The organism is Vicinamibacterales bacterium (assembly GCA_036012125.1).
Classification (GTDB): Bacteria; Acidobacteriota; Vicinamibacteria; order Vicinamibacterales; family UBA823; genus UBA11600.
This window is the reverse complement of record DASCOS010000013.1, coordinates 182,432-201,312: the sequence shown is the minus strand read 5'-3', so window position 1 is coordinate 201,312 and position 18,881 is coordinate 182,432. Positions and strand designations below refer to the sequence as shown.

17 protein-coding genes are annotated in these 18,881 nt (G+C 53.7%); 13 read left to right on the top strand and 4 right to left on the bottom strand.

The window, feature by feature from the left end:
* The first annotated feature begins 3 nt into the window (after nt 1-3).
* Both QGH09_06110 and asd read left to right on the top strand, forming a co-directional pair.
* Nucleotides 4-1,242, top strand: coding sequence for an aspartate kinase (locus QGH09_06110; protein ID HJO17754.1), 1,239 nt, complete (start codon nt 4-6; stop codon nt 1,240-1,242).
* Nucleotides 1,243-1,258: 16 nt separating this feature from the next.
* Nucleotides 1,259-2,311: an aspartate-semialdehyde dehydrogenase gene (gene asd / locus QGH09_06105; GenBank protein ID HJO17753.1), complete on the top strand. Its 1,053-nt coding sequence runs from the start codon at nt 1,259-1,261 to the stop codon at nt 2,309-2,311.
* A gap of 47 nt (nt 2,312-2,358) precedes the next feature.
* Here the strand turns inward: asd and QGH09_06100 are convergent, their stop codons facing one another.
* Both QGH09_06100 and QGH09_06095 read right to left on the bottom strand, forming a co-directional pair.
* Nucleotides 2,359-2,961 carry a peptidylprolyl isomerase gene (locus QGH09_06100; protein ID HJO17752.1) on the bottom strand — a complete coding sequence of 201 codons (603 nt, stop codon included), beginning with the start codon at nt 2,959-2,961 and terminating at the stop codon, nt 2,359-2,361.
* A gap of 96 nt (nt 2,962-3,057) precedes the next feature.
* The gene (locus tag QGH09_06095) at nt 3,058-3,945 is read right to left on the bottom strand and encodes a DMT family transporter (GenBank protein ID HJO17751.1); all 888 of its coding nucleotides are present in this window, start codon (nt 3,943-3,945) and stop codon (nt 3,058-3,060) included.
* A gap of 97 nt (nt 3,946-4,042) precedes the next feature.
* Here QGH09_06095 and QGH09_06090 point away from each other — a divergent pair, with 97 nt between their 5' ends.
* From QGH09_06090 to QGH09_06065, 6 genes are all read left to right on the top strand, one after another.
* On the top strand, nt 4,043-5,236 hold the full coding sequence (locus QGH09_06090; protein HJO17750.1) for a hypothetical protein: 1,194 nt from the start codon (nt 4,043-4,045) through the stop codon (nt 5,234-5,236).
* Nucleotides 5,237-5,262: 26 nt separating this feature from the next.
* Nucleotides 5,263-6,201, top strand: coding sequence for a carbohydrate kinase family protein (locus tag QGH09_06085; GenBank protein ID HJO17749.1), 939 nt, complete (start codon nt 5,263-5,265; stop codon nt 6,199-6,201).
* Nucleotides 6,198-7,130: a hexose kinase gene (locus QGH09_06080; GenBank protein HJO17748.1), complete on the top strand. Its 933-nt coding sequence runs from the start codon at nt 6,198-6,200 to the stop codon at nt 7,128-7,130. Before QGH09_06085 ends, QGH09_06080 begins: the two co-directional genes overlap by 4 nt.
* Nucleotides 7,131-7,248: 118 nt before the next feature.
* Nucleotides 7,249-8,370: a N(4)-(beta-N-acetylglucosaminyl)-L-asparaginase gene (locus tag QGH09_06075; protein HJO17747.1), complete on the top strand. Its 1,122-nt coding sequence runs from the start codon at nt 7,249-7,251 to the stop codon at nt 8,368-8,370.
* A 9-nt stretch (nt 8,371-8,379) separates the two neighbouring features.
* Nucleotides 8,380-9,534 (top strand): Gfo/Idh/MocA family oxidoreductase, encoded by a 1,155-nt coding sequence (locus QGH09_06070; protein HJO17746.1) that lies wholly within the window; start codon nt 8,380-8,382, stop codon nt 9,532-9,534.
* Between the two features lie 48 nt (nt 9,535-9,582).
* Complete coding sequence (locus QGH09_06065; protein HJO17745.1) at nt 9,583-10,545, top strand: sugar phosphate isomerase/epimerase; 963 nt, start codon at nt 9,583-9,585, stop codon at nt 10,543-10,545.
* Between the two features lie 36 nt (nt 10,546-10,581).
* Here the strand turns inward: QGH09_06065 and QGH09_06060 are convergent, their stop codons facing one another.
* Together QGH09_06060 and QGH09_06055 are read right to left on the bottom strand one after the other, a co-directional pair.
* Nucleotides 10,582-12,270 carry a GMC family oxidoreductase gene (locus tag QGH09_06060; protein HJO17744.1) on the bottom strand — a complete coding sequence of 563 codons (1,689 nt, stop codon included), beginning with the start codon at nt 12,268-12,270 and terminating at the stop codon, nt 10,582-10,584.
* A gap of 10 nt (nt 12,271-12,280) precedes the next feature.
* Complete coding sequence (locus tag QGH09_06055) at nt 12,281-12,871, bottom strand: gluconate 2-dehydrogenase subunit 3 family protein (protein ID HJO17743.1); 591 nt, start codon at nt 12,869-12,871, stop codon at nt 12,281-12,283.
* 145 nt (nt 12,872-13,016) lie between these two features.
* Here QGH09_06055 and QGH09_06050 point away from each other — a divergent pair, with 145 nt between their 5' ends.
* From QGH09_06050 to QGH09_06030, 5 genes are all read left to right on the top strand, one after another.
* Nucleotides 13,017-14,396 (top strand): Gfo/Idh/MocA family oxidoreductase, encoded by a 1,380-nt coding sequence (locus QGH09_06050; protein ID HJO17742.1) that lies wholly within the window; start codon nt 13,017-13,019, stop codon nt 14,394-14,396.
* Nucleotides 14,397-14,482: 86 nt separating this feature from the next.
* Nucleotides 14,483-15,238 carry a ThuA domain-containing protein gene (locus tag QGH09_06045; protein HJO17741.1) on the top strand — a complete coding sequence of 252 codons (756 nt, stop codon included), beginning with the start codon at nt 14,483-14,485 and terminating at the stop codon, nt 15,236-15,238.
* 31 nt (nt 15,239-15,269) lie between these two features.
* Entirely contained in the window at nt 15,270-16,103 is an 834-nt protein-coding gene (locus tag QGH09_06040; protein ID HJO17740.1) for a DUF1080 domain-containing protein, read from the top strand.
* Nucleotides 16,104-16,133: 30 nt separating this feature from the next.
* Nucleotides 16,134-17,366 (top strand): nucleoside permease, encoded by a 1,233-nt coding sequence (locus QGH09_06035; protein HJO17739.1) that lies wholly within the window; start codon nt 16,134-16,136, stop codon nt 17,364-17,366.
* 22 nt (nt 17,367-17,388) lie between these two features.
* Entirely contained in the window at nt 17,389-18,861 is a 1,473-nt protein-coding gene (locus tag QGH09_06030; protein ID HJO17738.1) for a sodium:solute symporter family protein, read from the top strand.
* Nucleotides 18,862-18,881: the final 20 nt, after the last annotated feature.

Sequence of the window (18,881 nt, the reverse complement as noted above, 5' to 3'; positions counted from 1 at the left end):
ATCATGACGCCTGACATCGTTGTGCAAAAGTATGGCGGAAGTTCGATCGCTGATCCCGACAGGGTAGTCGGGGTTGCGAATCGGATTAAGGCGAGCTTGGAACAGATCGGCCGACTCGTCGTTGTGGTCTCGGCCATGGGCGACACCACTGATAGCTTGGTGGCGCTTGCGCAGAAGGTTTCTCGGTATCCCAGTGGTCGAGAGATGGACCTCCTTCTGGCGTCAGGAGAGCAAGTGGCGGTGTCGGTTTTGGGTCTCGCGTTGCAGGACCGTGGGATACCCGCCATTTCACTGACTGCGAGTCAGTGCGGTATCCGTACTAACGGTGTCTTTAACTTGGCCAGGATTCGGTCGATCGACACGCGAAGAATTTTGAAGGAACTTGACGAAGGCCGAGTAGTAATCATTACGGGGTTTCAAGGTGTGAATGAAGCAGAGGAAATTACGACACTAGGTCGCGGTGGAAGCGATGTGACTGCAGCCGCGGTAGCCTCTGCCCTTGGTGCGAGCGTATGCGAAATCTGCACTGACGTGGCTGGGGTGTCGTCCGCAGACCCTCAATTAATCGGTAATGCTCGCGTGTTGCCAGAAATCTCCTATGAGGAAGCGATTGAATTAGCCTCGAGCGGAGCCAAGGTGCTGCACCCTCGCGCAGCCGAGATTTGTATGTCCTATCAAATTCCGATTCACGTAAGGTCAAGCTTTTCAGAGGACTCGGGCACATGGATAATAGCGGGAGATTCGACCATGGAGCAGGCAGAAGTCGTGGGTGTTACAAGCGATAAAGGAATCGCCAAGGTCACTCTCTTGAATGTGGCAGATGCGCCTGGTACAGCGGCCCAGTTATTTGAGGAGTTGGCCGACCAGGCAATCAGTATTCGGCTGATTATCCAGAGTGCCAGCTCTGAAGATCGTGCCAGGATTACGTTCATTCTGGATGAGGAGTTTGTACCGGGTGCGTCCGTGGTGCTCGAGCGGTGGAAAACTGAGGGGTTAACGAGTGAAGTCTTGATTGAAGGGGATGTAGCGAAGATCTCGATTGTGGGTTCAAGGCTGGGTTCAACCCCTGGGTTGGCTGCGCGAATGTTTAAGACTCTCGCAACTGAGGGAATAAATATTGATTGCATTAGCTCGTCTGAAATGAAGGTGGCATGCATCATCGGGTCGTCTTATTTGGATCGCGCTGTGAAGGCGGTGCATGCCGAATTTTTTAAGGTGAAGCCAGAAGTGGTCGTTGGCTGATTAGTGGATTGACTGAATGACCAACCCAATTGACGTTGGCGTCCTCGGTGCTACTGGCATGGTAGGGCAGCAGTTTGTCCAAGAACTAAGCCGCCACCCTTGGTTTAGGCTGGTTTGGCTGGGTGCCAGTGAAAGGTCTGCCGGTAAGAAGTATCAGGAGGCGACTGCCTGGCGCCTCCCGGGGGCGATGCCCCCCGAGGTGGCCGATCGAATAGTGGAGGAGTGTGCTCCGGCCGGAGCCCCGAAGTTGGTGTTTTCTGGTCTCGACGCCGCGGTTGCAGGTGAAGTTGAGCGAAGCTTTGCTGAATCTGGTCGAGTGATTGTTAGTAACGCCAGAAACTATCGAATGGATAGCCTGGTCCCGCTATTGGTTCCAGAGATAAATTCCGATCATCTAACCCTGCTAGCGGAGCAGCGCCAAGCAAAGGAATGGTCTGGCGCCATTGTCACAAACCCTAATTGTTCGACCGTGGTTTTAGCTCTTGGTTTGGCGCCGCTTCTTGAGTTTGGACTGAAATCCGTGATTGTTACCACCGCTCAGGCGGTTTCTGGTGCTGGGTATCCAGGCGTCGCGTCTTTGGACATCATTGGAAATATCATCCCCGAAGTTCCCGGGGAGGAACAGAAAATGGAAACCGAGACGCAGAAGATTTTTGGTCAGCTAAGAAACGGCAAAATCGAACCACACGATATGGCTCTAAGTGCTGCCACAACGCGTGTGCCCGTGATCAACGGTCATACTGAGATGGTGTCGGTGCAATTCACTGCCTGCCCTGAAGAGGCCGATGTTCGAGCTGCCTTTGACAGATTTCGTGGTCGTCCACAGTATGCGCGGTTGCCAAGTGCTCCAGCTCGACCTGTAGTTTATCTTGAGGAAGCCTTACGTCCGCAGCCGAGGTTGGATGCCGACCGAGACGGAGGAATGGCGGTTTCGGTGGGCCGCTTACGCCCCTGTGGGGTCCTTGATTATAAGTTCGTGGTCTTAGGGCACAATACGATTCGGGGAGCCGCGGGAGCAGCGATTCTCAATGCTGAAATGATGCACACTGAGGGTCTTTTGGCTGACTGATTTCAGTTCACCACCTAGGCGTGCCTGGTCAAGAATAATAGACGAAGTCACTCCTGCCTGGTTACTGTGACCGACTCGATTTGTATTGGCGGTTCGAGTTGCTGTCCGCTGGCAGATTGCTGTTGAATGAGCCTCACCACGTCTTTGCCTCTAGTCACACGGCCAAAGGCCGCGAAACCTTGTCCATCGGGATTCCTGGCTCCACCAAAATCTAATGAGGGCTGATTGCCGATGCAGATGAAGAAGCTCGAAGTTGCGCTGTTTGGAGCACCCCGCGCCATCGAGATTGCACCGTCTATGTGATAAATGCCTGTCGCATCCGTACGCTCAAGTGGGATTGCTTCGAATCGATCTTCTATTCTATCTGGGTTTACTCTAGCCTGAATAACCTCAATTTTGACTTCATTGTTTGGTTGGTTATCCAAAGTCACACTCCGAAAAAACTCCCCGCCATCGTAGTGACGGCCTGTGACATAGCGTAGGAAGTTCGCAGCTGTGTTTGGCGCTCTCACGGTGTCGACGCTAATTTCGATGTCGCCAAGGCCAGTCGCAATGGTTACTAATGTAGGACCTTCGGTTTGGCCAGAGCCAGCGAGCGGACATAGAAAGAAGCCGGTCAAGATAAGTGCCGCGAGTCTTCGCAGACGCATGTATGGACCTTTCCTTAATCACGCAGGCAGCCTAGGCAATAGAGGTGGATGCGATGATGTGCAATGATGGGTCATCAGTGAGTCGATCAGCGAGTGCTATTCGGCCATTAGGTAGATGGACGCGGTGGCCATGCACATGCCGACGAGTTGATAGCTAGAGGGTACTCGAGAGTAGATGGCCAGGGACAGCACAATGGTGATCACAGGCGCCAAGGCCGTCATGGGGACGACGATAATGGCCTTTCCGTCTCTAACTGCATAAACGAAGCAGAGAACACCCACAGCATTAAGAATATGGATTAACCCGGCGAGGTACGGGCCGGTAAAGGTCCAGTTAATCGTTTGGTTAAAATCGGTCATCGTTACGGCGATCGGAATCAGGAGGACGCCTGTCAACGTCATGTAGAAGAACATGCTCTCTGACGGCATTCGATCGCTGGCCAATTTCATAAAGTAAGCTTGGAGTCCCCACATAAGAAAGACGCCCATGGCGAGAAAGAGCCAGGTGTAACCACTGATTAGGGTGTCATTAGGTGCAACATAAGACAGCAAGGCGATGGCTGGAAGTGCGAGACAAATACCAATCCAATTACGGGTAGAGGCTTGCTCCTTCAGGAGCCAAAGAGAGAGAATGATTGTAATCGCTGGGTATAACGAAACAATTGGAAACACGATGAAGGCGGGTCCCGAGCGAAGTGCTTCAAAGAGGATCAGTTGGCCACCGGCCCCGAGGAATCCAATCAAGCTCCCGAAGACCCAAGCTTCTCGGTGCAGCGCCAGACGCCAGTCGTCACTTCGTAAGGCTAGGACAGCGCACGGGACCATCGTGAGGGCCCAGACTGAATATCCAAGGGTGGCAGGAAAACCAAGCTTTTCAGGAATCTCGATCAGGGCTCCCCACACACCCCACGAAAGTGTTGTGCCGAGGGCAAACATTAGCCATCGACGGTTGCCACCCATGTTATTTGACCAGTAGTTTTGCATTCCAGTAACCTGCGTGTGCGTATGCTTATAGCGTGCTCGATGACGAAGATCAATGAGTGGATGAGAATTGGGACTGGATCACGTTCGCATAAACGGCATGCCTGACCTAGTCAAGACTCTGGCTGCCAGGGCCTCTTCCATTGGAGCCTTGACACGAGGGGTGTCTGCGGCTGACCAGGTCAGTCGGGGGTATGGACATACCCTGCAGGAGATTTGCCGTCAGCCCGAGGCTTGGCAAGCGATAGCTAGCCGATTGCCTGATTGTATATTTCCAAGCATCGAGTCTTCTGACGGGTTACTCCTCGCTGGATCCGGAAGTTCTCATTTTATTGGTGTCGCATTGGCGCCAACCCTGCAGGTCAGTTTGAAACGACCGGTGCGGGCAGTGAGTGCCGGCGAGATACTCCTGTCTCCTGAAGCATACGTGAATGTTGAACGATGTCCGACGATTGTCTCGTTTGGTAGATCGGGGGATAGCCCAGAGAGCATAGCGGTTGCTGATTTGATCTTTAAGCGCTGGCCGCAATGTGAGCAGGTCTTTGTGACCTGTAATCCGGTTGGACGTTTAGCAACAGCTTACGAGTCTGCGCCGCAAATACGGACTATCGTCCTTGGTTCCGCCGTGAACGACCAAAGCTTGGTCATGACAAGCAGCTTCACGAGTTTGTGGTTGGCAGGTCGGGGGTTGGGAGTGCGGGCTAGCGATTCTGCAGTTCCCGCCATTGCTTCCTCTCTCGCTGAAATGGCTCAAGGGCTTCTGTTGGAACATTCGGAAAGGTTGGCCGAACTTGTATGTAGATCGTTTGACCATGCGGTGTTTCTAGGTTCTGGCCCCAGGTTTGGTGCAGCCCTTGAAGCTGAGTTGAAAATGCTCGAGATGTGCGCAGGTCGGGTGACTACTGATGCTGAGTCCTACCTTGGTCTACGTCATGGTCCGATGGCTGGCCTCACGAACCGAACTCTTCTCGTGGCGTTTATTTCAACTAACAGTCGTAGGCGGGCCTATGAGCTGGATTTGTTGAAAGAGGTGCAGCAAAAGGAGTTAGGCCTGTGTGTGGTCTACTGCGGTTCCAACTTACCAAGTGAAATTAGAGATAGCGATGACAGGCTCAGCGTCGAGTACGGGATCTCGTCATTGCTGGGAGATGATGACCTTGTGGCGATCGACGTATTGGTGGGCCAGCTGTTGGGCTTCTTTCGCTGTTTGCATGAGCGGTTGAAGCCCGATGCACCATCTGAGACCGGCGTGATTGACCGCGTGGTGCCTTCCTTTCCCACCTATTCGCCTTAAGAGTCATGCTGTCGGTGACCACACCCGTGAGTGTCCTGATCGCAGGAGAGATTAATCTTGATCTAATCCTCCACGACTACAGCGCCTTCCCATCCCTCGGCCGGGAGGTGATAGTGAATGAGTGCCTAATGACGCTAGGCAGTGCCTCCGCAATTACGGCTGTCGGATTGTCCAGACTTGGGGTGCCAGTTCGATTTGTCGGAAAAATTGGTCAGGATTCGTGGGGCGACCAGTGTTTGAAAGAGATGAGAGCAGCTGGCGTCGACACATCGTTAGTGTCCCGTGCTCAGGAGGTGCAAACTGGTATCACGGTGTCTGTCTCATCGTCCACCGATCGTGCCCTAGTGACCTTTCCAGGAGCGATCGCTGAGTTAAGAGCTGACGAGATTCCAAATGAAGCTTGGAAGGATATCGGACATCTTCATATCTCGTCCTACTATTTGCAGCGTTGTCTACAACCAGCGATCCCTGATTTATTCCGCCAAGCTCGGGAGCGGGATATGACCATCTCACTCGACCCCGGCGGGGACCCAGCCGGCCAGTGGCAGAGTGGAGTGCGTGAGGCTATTGCGTTAGTCGACCTTTTCTTTCCAAATGAAGTCGAATTAGAGGGAATAGGGACAGGATCGAGCGCAGTTGAAAATCTGACAGACCTGCAGGCACTTGCAGAAAGGGTCAACGTGGTTGCAAAACTTGGCCCTCTCGGGTGTTTGACCGTGGCCAAGGAAGGGGTCGAGTCTGTACCCGCGCCAACCGTCAACGTTGTTGATCCGACAGGGGCCGGCGACTCGTTCAATGCTGGGTTTTTGGCTGCCTGGCTACGCGGAAGAAGACTGGTTGAGTGCATGCGTGACGGGGTCTGTTGTGGAGCGTTGGCAACACGCGGACTTGGCGGCACGGTCAGACAGCCGAACGAACGGGAACTGCATTCATTTCGCACGACACATTTTCAGGATGCTCCATGATCACGGTTGCTGGCTTTAATACGTCGATTGATCGGTGGCTCAACTTAAAAACATTGCGTGCTGGAGAGGTTCAGCGAGTGCGGGAGGTAGGCTGCGCTCCCGGGGGGAAAGGATTACACGTTGCATTAACCTGTGCGATCCTCGGTGAAGAAGTGCGGCTCGTCGGAATTGTTTCAAAATCAGAAGAAGCCCACGTGGGTAAATGCTTAGACGACGCTGGCGTAATCTTTGAAGGTGTCAGGGTGGCTGGCGATCTCAGAAATTGCCTTGCGATTCATGAACAGAGTGGGCGAACAACTGAGCTGCTCGGTCCCGGACCGTCCCTCTCTCGCGAGGAGTCCTCGGCGCTTGATTCTGCTGCGTTAGCCGGTTTGACGAGCGAAGATATTATGGTGTTTTCTGGTAGCGTACCACCAGACTATCCGACCTTCTCGTACCAGAAATTAATTATTTCGGCACGTGAACTTGGTGCGTATACGATTATTGATTCTAGTGGTTACATACTGCGCGAAGCGATTAAGGGTCGTCCTGATTTGATTAAAATGAATGCGCAGGAGGCTGGCGAGTTCGCCGGACAAGAGATTGATGGTAAGAAGCAGGCGATCGGTTTCGCGCAAACGCTCATTGGTCATGGGGTTGGCGCAGTGGTTGTTTCGCTTGGAGCGAGTGGGGCTGTGTTGGTGACTTCTTCGGATGCGTGGGAATTGGCAGTTCCTGAGATTGAGGTGCGGAGTGCGGTAGGGGCTGGTGACTGTTTGGTTGCCGGGATTGCGTCTGCCTTGTCGCGAAAAGACTCTCTAGAAGAAGCTTTCCATCTAGGCGGAGCCTGTGGGGCTGCGAAAACCAGGCGAATAGAAAGTGGGATGCTGGATGCGAGTGATGTAAGCCTATTTAAAGAGATGGTTCAAGTTACAAGGTGGCACGAGTAAGGTCTCGGCGGAATCTTTGTTAGGCGAGGCCGTAGGTCAACTGCTTTGCGGGCGCTGGAAATGACGGTGGGGTGGTACTCAGCGATCACGGATAGTCAGCGGATTGGGAGAGTGGAAAATGTCGGGAATTCTTAATCGTCGAGAGTTTGTTTTGGGTGGCGCAGCGGCCGCTGGCTTAGTAACCCCACGGAAGGGATTTGGTAAGGCCCCGGCGGTAAAGAACCAATCGGTTGCACCGGTGGTGATCTCTGATCGTAGTGGAGTGGCCTACCGGAACGGGGGCAGCCACACTTGTATCGAAAGAGCGTTCGAGTTGATTACAGATGGAGAGGATGTTCTCGATTCCATTTTAGGTGGTATCAATATTGTCGAAGACGATCCAGAGGAGTCAGGGGTTGGTTATGGCGGCACACCCAATGCCGATGGTGTTGTTCAACTTGATTCCTGTTGTATGCACGGCCCGCGAAAGCAGGCAGGTGGCGTCGCCGCAATCGAAGGGGTCCGCAAGCCTTCCCTGGTTGCTAAAGCTGTGATGGATCACACCGATCACCATCTCCTTGTTGGCCAAGGGGCTCAAGACTTCGCGCGGAATATGGGTTTTCCCATAGAAGATGATCTGAATACTCCACGCTCGCGAGAACGTTGGCTTGAGTGGAAACGACGTATCGACCCCAATCATTATCTAGATCCAACACAGCGAGGTAGGCTGGGCTACGAGGCGGCGCTCGAGATGCTCGCTGAAGGTCTTGCGGATGAAAGTCACTTCTGGGGCACGGTGAATTGTGACGCGATTGGTCCGAATGGGGATATTTGCGGTGTGACGTCTACCAGCGGTCTGTCGTGGAAGATTCCTGGGAGAACAGGCGACTCACCGATCTTAGGTGCAGGTCTTTATGTCGATGGCGCGATTGGAGCCTGTGGCTCTACTGGTCGCGGAGAGGCGAATCTGTATAACCTAACGTCTTTTTTGATCGTCGAGAACATGCGAAATGGCATGCATCCAAAGGACGCCGGCCTCGCAGGGTTACGCCGAATTAAGGAGAACACAATCGAACCTCGGCTACTAAAGGCGAATGGTGAGCCAGCATTCAATATTAGGTTCTTTGCGTTAAATGCAAAAGGGGAGTATGCCGGAGTCTCGATGTACTCCGCGGGCGAAACAATTTACGGGGTCTGTACCGAGAATGGTGCAGTAGAGGCGCAACTCGAGCCGTTGCTCGATGGAGCGCCTACTGAATAGAGGTTGCTAATGCAGCGGATTGGGATGGGGCTCATCGGTGCTGGCTTAGTCGGTCCTCAGCACGTTGAAGCAGTGCGCCGACTTGGCTTTGTGGACGTCGTGGCCGTGGCCGGAAGTAGTGAGGTCTCAGCGCAGGCGAAGGCTGATGCGATGGGTATTCCAAAAGCGTATGGAAACTACGAAGCGCTCATCGATGATCCCGACGTGCAGGTGGTTCATAACTGCACCCCAAATTATCTTCACCTACCGGTGAATATGGCGGTGATCGAAAGGAGAAAGCACATCGTTTCTGATAAGCCGCTCGCGATGAACGCAGGGGAGGCTAAGCAGTTGCTCGACGCTGTAAATAAAGCCGGCGTTGTGCATGCTGTTACGTTTAACTACCGAGGCAATCCGTTAGTACAACAGGCTCGCGCACTTATTGCTGGCGGCGAAATTGGGTCCGTGCATTTTATTCACGGCCATTACTTACAGGACTGGCTGATTAAGGAAACTGATTTCTCCTGGCGGATTGAGCCAGAAAAGGGAGGTCCTTCGTCCGCGATGGGGGACATCGGTTCACATTGGTGCGACTTAGTTCAGCATGTGAGTGGTTTACGAATTGAAGCGGTGCTAGCAGACCTCACGACTGTCATTCCAACACGAAGGAAGCCAGCAGCTGCTCGTGAAACATTTACTGCTGCGACCGATAATGAAGGCGTACCCTTCACCGTTGAAGTCGAAGACCTTGGTTCTGTGCTAGTCCGGTTTGAGAATGGTTGCAAAGGCATGTTTTCAGCTGGGCAGGTGTGTGCCGGGCATAAAAATGATTTGGTGTTTGAGATCAACGGATTAGGCGGGTCGATTCGCTGGAAGCAGGAGCGACAGAATGAACTGTGGGTGGGTCGTCGGGACGACGGCAATATTGAGATAGCGAAGGACCCAGGCGCCCTTGCTCCCTCGGTTCAGGCGTATACCCATCTACCAGGAGGCCATCAAGAGGGCTGGGCAACCGCCTTTCACAATGTACTTCGCGATATTTATACCTTTATCGCGAGTGGGAAGGACCCGAATGACCCACGGCCGCCAGCCTTCGCAACGTTTGAGGACGGTTATCGTATTAACCGGATTGTTGATGCGATCTTGGCTAGCTCGGCGGCTGGCGGAGTGTGGTCTCCAGTCTAGGTTTAGTTGACTAGGTCGCGATTAGCGTGTGAGGACGGGGATATCGATATGAAACTTGGTGTATTCACAGTGCTGTTTGGTCAGTTGCCGTTCGATGAAGTTCTAAAAAAGGTAAAGGCCGCGGGTCTGGAGGCAGTTGAAATTGGCACCGGTTGCTATCCCGGTGACAGTCATGTTGACCTTGATGGGCTATTGGCTGACGCGGAAAAGGCTAGGGTCTATCGGACGATGATCGAGGATCACGGTTTGACGATTAGCGCTCTATCGTGCCACGGCAATCCGTTGCATCCGAAATCGTCGATTGCGATAAATGATGACGAGGTATTTCGTAAGACGATTCGCTTAGCAGAACGATTGGGAGTCTCCGTGGTGGTAAACTTTTCCGGTTGCCCAGGAGATTCTGACACCGCTAGCTATCCGAATTGGGTGACTTGCCCGTGGCCTCCGGATTTCCAAGAAGTGCTGTCGTGGCAGTGGGAAAAAAAGGCGATCCCTTATTGGAAAGAAGCGGCGACCTTTGCCGGTGACCACGGTGTGAAAATCGCCCTTGAACCTCATCCCGGATTCCTTGTTTACAATGCGGAGACGGCGCTTAAACTACGAGCAGAGACAGGAGACGCCATCGGCGTTAATTTCGATCCGAGTCATTTCTTCTGGCAAGGCGTGGACGTTCCGTCGGCCATTCGAGCCCTCGGCTCAGCAATCTACCATTTTCACGCGAAAGACTCAGCGCTGGATCCTCAAAACGTTGCTTTGAATGGAGTCATTGATGGAAAGCCCTATACTGAAATGGCCAGTCGAGCCTGGCTCTTTCGCACAGTTGGTTGGGGACACGATCTTCTGGTGTGGAAACAGATCGTAAGTGCCTTACGCCTAGCCGGCTACGACCACGTCATTAGCATCGAGCACGAAGATGCACTTGCCTCGCTTGACGAGGGTTTCATGGGTGCTGTGGATATTTTGAACAGGGCGATTCTCAGGGAACCGCCGGTTGATGCCTGGTGGACCTAACAGCCAGAAAAACTAAGGTGCGTGATTAGCTTTTTACTAAATCCTACTTGCTCTAAATTCTTCAACTAGGTATTCGCAGGCACGAGTGGCCAGGGCCATAAAGGTAATTGTTGGGTTTTGACAGGAAGAGGATGGATAGCCGGACCCATCCATCACGAAGAGATTGCTGACGTCATGGGCCTGTTCGTAACTATTTAAAACAGACGTCGTCGGATCGGCGCCCATACGGGCAGTGCCTACCTCATGAATGGCGAGACCAGGAGCTGAAACCTCTCGCTCCACCTCGATATCTTCAGCGCCGGCAGCGCGGAGCATTTCCTCGGCGGCGTCAGCCATGTCATTGATCATGGCCTTTTCGTTGTCACCGTATGCAGCGCTAATGTGGAGCACGGGGATACCCCAGGCGTCGACATGGATTTTATCGAGTTCGCAGAAGTTCTCGTAACGGGGTAGATGTTCGCCGAATCCACCAATTGAGATGCTCCATGGTCGGGTATCACGAATCTGTTGCTTAAAATCAGCGCCGAATCCAGGAATGTTTATGGCGTGACCCCATTTCACGATGTTTGCGCTGCCTTGGTAGCCGTAGCCGCGTAGAAAGTCAGGGTGTCGCTCCTCCAGATTTCGAAACCGAGGGATGTAGACTCCATTAGGCCGGTTTCCGCGGGTGTCAGGGACGCCTTTGAGTACCGGAAGAATTCCTGAGGCGCCACCGCCCATGACATGGTCCATTAAATAGTGCCCGAGGACTCCACTGGAATTCGCAATCCCAGTTGGATATCGGGGAGAGGTTGAGTTCAACATAATCCGAGTCGATTCAAGAGTCGAGGCACATAACACCACGGCCTTGCCGTAAACCTCTCGATGAGTTCTCGTCACTCGGTCGATATAGTAGACACTGCGGCATTTCCCAGCATCGTCAACCTCAACGTGGCTCGCAACTGCGTTCGGAATCAGTGTTAGGCGACCGGTGGCTTCAGCCGCCGGCAGACTTGAGGAGACACTGCTGTAATACGAACCGGTACGGCATCCACGAGAGCATGGACCACAGTAATGACACTTTGGCCGCCCATTTAGGTCATCGGTTAGAATCGCACACCGACCAATTGTTAGTGTTCGTCCAAAAGAATCATGGATAGCCTTCTTTAAAATTTCTTCGCCGCAGGTCAAAGCCATCGGCGGCAAGAATTGGCCGTCTGGCAAATGAGGGAGCCCTTCAGCCTGACCAGATATTCCGATAAAGCGTTCAGCAATGTCGTAATAAGGTGCGAGAGTAGCGTAGTCGATTGGCCAGTCGATACCGAAACCATCCCGCGAAGCAGCCTTCATATCATAGTCGCTGAGACGATACGTTTGCCGTGCCCACATAATTGACTTACCGCCCACGTGTCGCCCGCGAATCCAGGTGAATGGGCGATCAGCTGGCGTGGTGTAGGGATGCTCGGTATCGTCGATAAATAAGTGGTTTGTATACTCGTCACACTGATAACAAAGGGACTGCACAGGCTGCCGGGCCTGTCGTTCCTCAGTGCCAAGCCGGCGACCCCGAAAAGGCATCTCGAATGGCCGCTTATGCTCGGTGTAATCCACTTCTGGGTCCAGCTTGCGGCCTGCTTCGAGCACCGCAACGGAGAGTCCCGCCTCGGTGAGCTGCTTGGCGGCCCAGCCCCCAGTGGCGCCTGAGCCAACGATAACGACGTCGAACTTCTGGTCTTGTGCGCTCATAAAGACTTTCTTAGGTTTTGTGCTCGGGATGGTCACAGCCGGGCTTATCAGTGAACATTACAGCGCCGTTGTCGTCGAGTTCTTGAAGCATGCCGACTCTCGACGTGTAATAGCCGGTGACGGTAAGGGATTTCATCGCTTGAAAGAATTCGACCCCAATGCGATCAGCAGGGGTGTCGTTCTCGGGTGAGCTGAGGACCGTGAGAAGTGCGACCTGCTGTTTAGGTGAGGCGGCCGCGAAAGTTGCACCGAATAGGTCTTCACACCGTTCGTCGACCCACTTCAACCCACCGAGGAACCGGTTACGTGCGAGGGCCGGTGCATCCATTAGAATCGTGTCAATGTAGTTGACCACGAGCGCTCGGCCAGCTCCTGCGGTGTCAGTCTCGGGAATTATTAGCTCACTAAGAACGGCCACGGAATTGTGCTGCGCCTGCGTGAAGACCGACCCACTAGCTGCGGATTGTGTGTAGCCCTCGTGAGAGTGCGCCTGAGCCACTTCATTTAGGGTGGTGACCCAGAGTGGCAGGGTGGCCGCGCTGACCCCAGCAGCAGTTAAGGTTTTGAGGGCTTCGCGGCGATCAATTCCGTATGGTGCCATGTAGTTCTCCTCAATCTGGCTGGTCGTCTGACCACGAAGTTGGATTTTATGGCAGAACTGAATCTACATGCAAAAGTCTGGGTCGGCACTGTAATATACCGTTCCAACGTTATTAAATTAGATTTCTTGCTGGGGGTTCAAAAAAATGAAGACAACACGCGCGTCGAGACGCGATTTTTTGAAAATGGCGGCGATTACTGGGGCGACGGTGGGCCACGGTGGGGCAGTCGTCGGAGCTTGGTCAGACGCCCCTAGCGTCCGACGGTCGAGAAATCAGATGTCCCCGAACGACCGTATTCAAATTGCGTTGATTGGCGCAGGCGGGCAGGGACAGGGCGACACTCAGGCAGCGCTGAGGACCCCCGGTGTCGAGTTGGTGGCAGCCGCTGATGTCTATGACGGGCGGCTTATCCATGTAAAGGAACGGTTCGGATCGCACGTTGAAACTACTCGAGACTATAGGGAACTCTTGGCCAGGGAGGATGTCGATGCCGTCATTATCGGCACTCCCGACCACTGGCATCGTCAAATTGCCATTGAAGCGATGGAAGCTGGAAAGGATGTTTATGTTGAGAAGCCAATGGTCCAAAGGGTGGAAGAAGGTGCATCTCTAGTCGAGGCTCAGAACCGCACGGGCCAAATACTCCAAGTGGGAAGCCAGCGTGTCAGCTCCATTCTCTACGAGCACGCTAAGCAAATCTATGAAAGTGGCCAGCTTGGCGAGTTGAATATGATCGAAGCTTGGTGGGACCGCAATTCTGCCATTGGCGCTTGGCAGTACACCATTCCCCCTGACGCTTCGCCTGACTCCGTCGACTGGCTGCAATTCCTTGGGTCGGCCCCACAGAGACCGTTCGACGCTAAACGAATGTTTCGGTGGCGAAACTATCAGGACTACGGCACCGGGGTGGCGGGGGACCTTTTTGTGCATCTATTTTCTGGCCTGCACTTTATTGTCAGCGCGATTGGTCCTCGGCGAATTTACGCGACTGGCGGTTTACGGTACTGGAAGGACGGTCGAGATGTGCCCGATGTGATGCTCGGCTTGTATGATTATCCAGCGACGGATTCGCATCCGGAGTTTACTTTAGCGCTGCGGGTCAATTTTGCTGATGGTGCAGCGGGGGGCGAAGGGTTTAGATTTGTTGGGTCGGAGGCGGTGATGAGTGTAGGAGGCACGGTCGGAGTGACCCGTCGGGCGCGACAAGCATCCCCAGGGTACTCGATTAACACCTTCCCTGACGCGATGCAGGACGAGTTTCTAAGAGACTACAGACGGCAGTATCCGAATGCCGCGCGCGAGTTGACGCCCCGGGCAGATGAAGTATTTCGTGCGCCCGGTGGCTACAGTGACACCGTCGACCACTTTCACAACTTCTTTGCGTCGGTGCGAAGTCGGCAGCCGGTAATTGAGGATGCTGTGTTTGGCTTTAGGGCGGCGGGTCCAGCGGTTCTCTCGAATGTTAGTTATTTTGATAAGAAGACGGTGCATTGGGATCCGGAGAACATGCGAGTGACTGGTTGATGCGGGGATGGCGGGTAAACCTAAGGCCCTAGCGGATCCGATTGGCTTAACTATGAATACTCGGTTGTGGAGTTGGTGGTGAAGTGATGACGAATTACTCGAGATGGATGTCTGTTCCACTGTTGGTGGCCGTGGTCGGCGTGGCTGCGGTTAGAGCACAGTCGCCTCCACGCGTTCTCTATCTAGCCCATTCGGCAGCGTTCGAACACGGGGTGCTACCTGTTGCCGAGGAAGTCATGCTTGAGTTGGAGAGGGAGGCCGACACCTTCGATGTGACAGTGCTTAAAGCGGCTGAGGAAATTTCCGCTGAGCGTTTGCGGGACTTTGATGCCGTCATGTTTTTTACAACGGGTGAACTCCCTATGAACGAAGTCCAGCAATCGGCGCTCGCAGCATTTATTCGAGATGGCGGAGGATTTATTGGTGTTCACAGCGCCTCGGACACTTTCTATGAGTGGCCGGAGTACGGAGAGATGTTGGGTGGATATTTTGACGGTCATCCGTGGCATCAAGAGGTGACTATAACAGTCGAAGACCAGCAACATTCCGCGACGCAGCATCTAGGCACCTCGATGCGTTTATATGATGAGATCTATCAGTTTCGTAACTGGTCCCGCGAAGACGTGACTGTTCTTCTTAGCCTAGAAACGGATTCCGTTGACATGGGTGCTGATGGCATCAATCGGAGCGATGGGGACTTTGCTGTAGCTTGGACCCGTCAACATGGAGCCGGCCGCGTCTTCTACACCGCGCTGGGGCATGAGCCTGATGTATGGCGAGATATCCGATTCAGAAAACACCTGGTTGCCGGGATCCGATGGGCGGCAGGGGTTGTGGATTAGGAGTAGACCTTTATTTTCTTGAGGACTGTGCATGCAGCTACTAATGGTGGTCATTGGGCTCGTGAGCGGGCTCTTGTTGGGAGCAGAAGCTCAAGCAGAACAGATATCGCATAACACGTTAACCTCAGCCGAGAAAGCTGATGGCTGGGAGTTGCTCTTCGATGGTCAAGCGCTTGATGGCTGGCGTAATTATGGCCAGGAGGGCGAGGTTGAAGGGTGGGGAGCAGTTGACGGGCTACTGTCTCGCGTCGGTGAGGGCGGCGACATCATTACCGATGCGGTTTTTGAGAATTTCGACCTACGCCTTGACTGGAAGATTGAAACTGGAGGGAATAGCGGCATTTTTTTCCGTGTTCGGGAAGGCGCTGGGGCCGTATGGCACACTGCGCCGGAGATGCAAGTGCTCGATGATGCCGCCCACCCCGATGGACAGGAGACTAAGACCTCCGCTGGAAGCGACTACGGTCTTTTCGGTCGTTCGAGAGACACCGTCGACGGGGCTGAAAAATGGAACGCTATTCGGATTCTGGCGGACGGCGGTCATCTGGATTACGGGCAGGTAACTAAGACATCGGATGGTCCTGACGAGGGTACGTATGGCGAGTCGGTGAATCTCGTTAATCCCGTTGGTGATTGGAACACTGTTCGCATTCTGGTCGAAGGTAGTCATGTTGAATATTGGCTGAACGGTGTCCTGATTGTTGAGTACGAACTATGGAGCGAAGAGTGGGAACGTCGGGTTCAGGAAAGTAAGTTTGGGGTATATCCTGAGTTCGGGCAAGCTCGGCAAGGTCATTTTGCTCTTCAGAATCATGGCGACCCAGTGTTTTATCGCAACATAAAGGTTCGGCGGCTGCCCAGGTAGGCCCGACAGTTCTTCCAAGCCATAGTCCTAATGCCGATTGGAATTCGCGCGAAACTCTTCGTGATGATGTTCCTCCAATATTTTGTCTGGGGGGCGTGGTACGTCACGATGGGCACCTACCTAGCGGAAGGTCTCGAGTTTCAGGGGCAGCAGATTGGTCTAGCCTACGGAACAACAGGTGTGGCGGCGATGATTTCGCCATTTTTCGTTGGGATGGTCGCCGACCGCTACTTTTCTACGGAAAGAATCCTCAGCGTCCTACATCTTTGCGGCGGGTTTGCGCTCTTTGCGGTTTCGACGATTCAGACGTTCGGATTATTCTACGTCGTTCTACTCGGCTACACGTTGCTCTATATGCCAACCTTGGCACTGACCAACTCCTTGTCTTTTCATCAGATGCGGGATCCCGGCAAGGAGTTTCCAGCGGTTCGAGTCCTCGGAACGATAGGATGGATTATTGCTGGGCTCACCGTTGGATTTCTACGATTAGAAAGCACCGCTGTGCCAATGCAGATTGCGGCTGGAGGTTCAATCGGCTTAGGCCTATTTTGCTTGATGTTGCCGCATACGCCACCGAAGCGGGTGGCCACACGGATTAGAGCGCGAGATGTGTTAGGGCTCGACGCCCTGAAGCTTTTCAAGGATCGGTCATTTGCAGTGTTTGTGCTCGGGTCCTTTCTCGTTTCCATTCCCTTGCAGTTTTATTATGCGTTTGCCAATCCGTTTCTAAATGAAATTGGTTTTGAAAATGCGGCCGGCAAGATGACTCTTGGGCAAATGTCGGAAATTGGTTTTATGCTAATCATGCCCTGGTTCTTTGTACGACTGGGCGTGAAGCGAATGTTGTTACTAGGGATGCTCGCCTGGGTAGTGCGGTATGCGCTATTCGCCCTTGGGGACACTGGGCCGTTGGTGTGGATGCTTTATCTCGGCATCCTTCTCCACGGAATTTGTTATGACTTCTTTTTCGTCACCGGACAGATTTATGTTGACCGCAAGGCTCCTTTACATTTGCGCGCTGCAGCGCAGGGATTAATTGCGTTTGTCACCCTTGGAGTTGGGATGCTGATTGGTTCCTGGTTCTCCGGGGTAGTGGTGGAAAACTTCAGCTTGACGAGCAACCAGCACGACTGGGCCAGTATTTGGCTCGTCCCAGCCGTTGGCGCCGTCGGTGTGCTCATCCTTTTTGCATTCCTGTTTAGGCAGGAGGATGGCAAGAGCGCAGCAGTTGGAGATGGCATAGAACCCGCTGCTGCCGGGTAATCTTTAGAACCCTCACCTGATCGTGGAATATTCCCAAACTAGATGGACCGCGGTCTTAGCAATCGCGGCGCTCTACCTCCTTCTGTATTACCTTGGCTCACGGGCCTCTCGGCGCGCCAACGCCACCGGTTTCACCGGCATGGTCTTAGCAGGCCGTGGGCTTCCTCTTGGGATTGGGGTAATCACTATGACAGCCACCTGGGTGGGCGGTGGTTACCTCAGTGGCACGGCCGAAGCTACCTACAGTGGTGGTCTATGGCGGGCACAGGCTCCTTGGGGCTATGCCCTGAGCCTTGTGTTTGGCGGCCTCTGTTTTGCGCCGACCATGCGCCGGCTCGGTTTTACAACAATGCTGGACCCCTTCGAGCGGCGCTATGGTGCCGATGTGTCGGCCTGCCTGTATCTCCCAGCTCTCCTTGGCGAGTTGTTCTGGACAGCGGCGATACTTTCAGCCCTCGGCGCTACCTTCGAGGTTATCGCTGGGGTTCCGTTTGTCATTGGGGTGGTCTTGTCGGCAGCTGTTGCGGTGTCTTACACGGCCCAAAGCGGTCTGTGGGCAGTGGTCCTTACCGATGTCGCGCAGATGGTATTGGTATTTATTAGCTTATCGGTAGCGGTATTCTTCGCTATGGGGAACGTCGGGGGAGTCGCGGTCGTTTGGCACGAGTATGTTGCAAGTGGAACAGGTTCGCCGCCATCGTCGTGGTTGCCATGGTGGGACTCGGCGCTACTTCTTGTCTGCGGTGGTATTCCTTGGCACGTCTATTTCCAGCGGGTGCTTGCTACGGAAAGCCCAGGAATTGCACGGCGCCTCTCACTATGGGCTGGCGCGTTAAGCCTAACGGCGGCCGTTCCAGCTCTGGCCATCGGTTTAATCGGTAGAGCCACTGACTGGGGAGCCTTGGGCGTTTCGGAACCAGACTCTGCACTAATACTTCCGATGGTGTTACACCACTTAACGCCTTCGGTGGTGGCGATTCTTGGACTTGGAGGACTCGCCGCCGCAGTAATGTCATCGGTGGATTCATCCATCTTGTCAGCGTCGTCGATGGCCACTTGGAATATCTACCGACCACTGGCGGGTTCAACAGCAACTCCAGAAGCACTCCGACGGGTGATACGATGGACGATTATCATTGTGGGTTGCGGGGCAACGATGATCGCACTCAATGTGCAGAGTGTTTATGCCTTATGGTTCTTGTCCAGCGATTTCGTTTACTGCATTCTCTTTCCTCAGTTAGTTTGCGTTCTTTATGACCCCCGAGCGAATCGCTTCGGAGTGCTATTGGGGTTCTGCGTTTCTCTTTCACTCCGATTGGGTGCGGGTGAGCCGCTACTCGGCATTCCAGGAGTTTTGCCGTATACAGCCGAGGAGGTGACTAGCGGGGTGACGGTTTTTCCGTTTCGCACCTTCGCAATGCTCGCTGGGCTGGTTACAATTTCAGCCGTGTCTCGTCTAACAGGAGCCAAATGGCCCCCGAAGCAGTTTAACTAGTTTGGGAAGCTCTAAGAACC

What these genes read in the sequence shown, in the direction of transcription:
- QGH09_06040 (HJO17740.1), top strand. Translation starts at nt 15,270, where the DNA reads ATGCAGCTACTAATGGTGGTCATTGGGCTCGTGAGCGGGCTCTTGTTG.
- QGH09_06050 (HJO17742.1), top strand. Translation starts at nt 13,017, where the DNA reads ATGAAGACAACACGCGCGTCGAGACGCGATTTTTTGAAAATGGCGGCG.
- QGH09_06110 (HJO17754.1), top strand. Translation starts at nt 4, where the DNA reads ATGACGCCTGACATCGTTGTGCAAAAGTATGGCGGAAGTTCGATCGCT.
- QGH09_06055 (HJO17743.1), bottom strand. Translation starts at nt 12,871, where the DNA reads ATGGCACCATACGGAATTGATCGCCGCGAAGCCCTCAAAACCTTAACT.
- QGH09_06060 (HJO17744.1), bottom strand. Translation starts at nt 12,270, where the DNA reads ATGAGCGCACAAGACCAGAAGTTCGACGTCGTTATCGTTGGCTCAGGC.
- QGH09_06080 (HJO17748.1), top strand. Translation starts at nt 6,198, where the DNA reads ATGATCACGGTTGCTGGCTTTAATACGTCGATTGATCGGTGGCTCAAC.
- QGH09_06090 (HJO17750.1), top strand. Translation starts at nt 4,043, where the DNA reads ATGCCTGACCTAGTCAAGACTCTGGCTGCCAGGGCCTCTTCCATTGGA.
- QGH09_06045 (HJO17741.1), top strand. Translation starts at nt 14,483, where the DNA reads ATGACGAATTACTCGAGATGGATGTCTGTTCCACTGTTGGTGGCCGTG.
- QGH09_06095 (HJO17751.1), bottom strand. Translation starts at nt 3,945, where the DNA reads ATGCAAAACTACTGGTCAAATAACATGGGTGGCAACCGTCGATGGCTA.
- QGH09_06075 (HJO17747.1), top strand. Translation starts at nt 7,249, where the DNA reads ATGTCGGGAATTCTTAATCGTCGAGAGTTTGTTTTGGGTGGCGCAGCG.
- asd (HJO17753.1), top strand. Translation starts at nt 1,259, where the DNA reads ATGACCAACCCAATTGACGTTGGCGTCCTCGGTGCTACTGGCATGGTA.
- QGH09_06035 (HJO17739.1), top strand. Translation starts at nt 16,134, where the DNA reads ATGCCGATTGGAATTCGCGCGAAACTCTTCGTGATGATGTTCCTCCAA.
- QGH09_06065 (HJO17745.1), top strand. Translation starts at nt 9,583, where the DNA reads ATGAAACTTGGTGTATTCACAGTGCTGTTTGGTCAGTTGCCGTTCGAT.
- QGH09_06100 (HJO17752.1), bottom strand. Translation starts at nt 2,961, where the DNA reads ATGCGTCTGCGAAGACTCGCGGCACTTATCTTGACCGGCTTCTTTCTA.
- QGH09_06070 (HJO17746.1), top strand. Translation starts at nt 8,380, where the DNA reads ATGCAGCGGATTGGGATGGGGCTCATCGGTGCTGGCTTAGTCGGTCCT.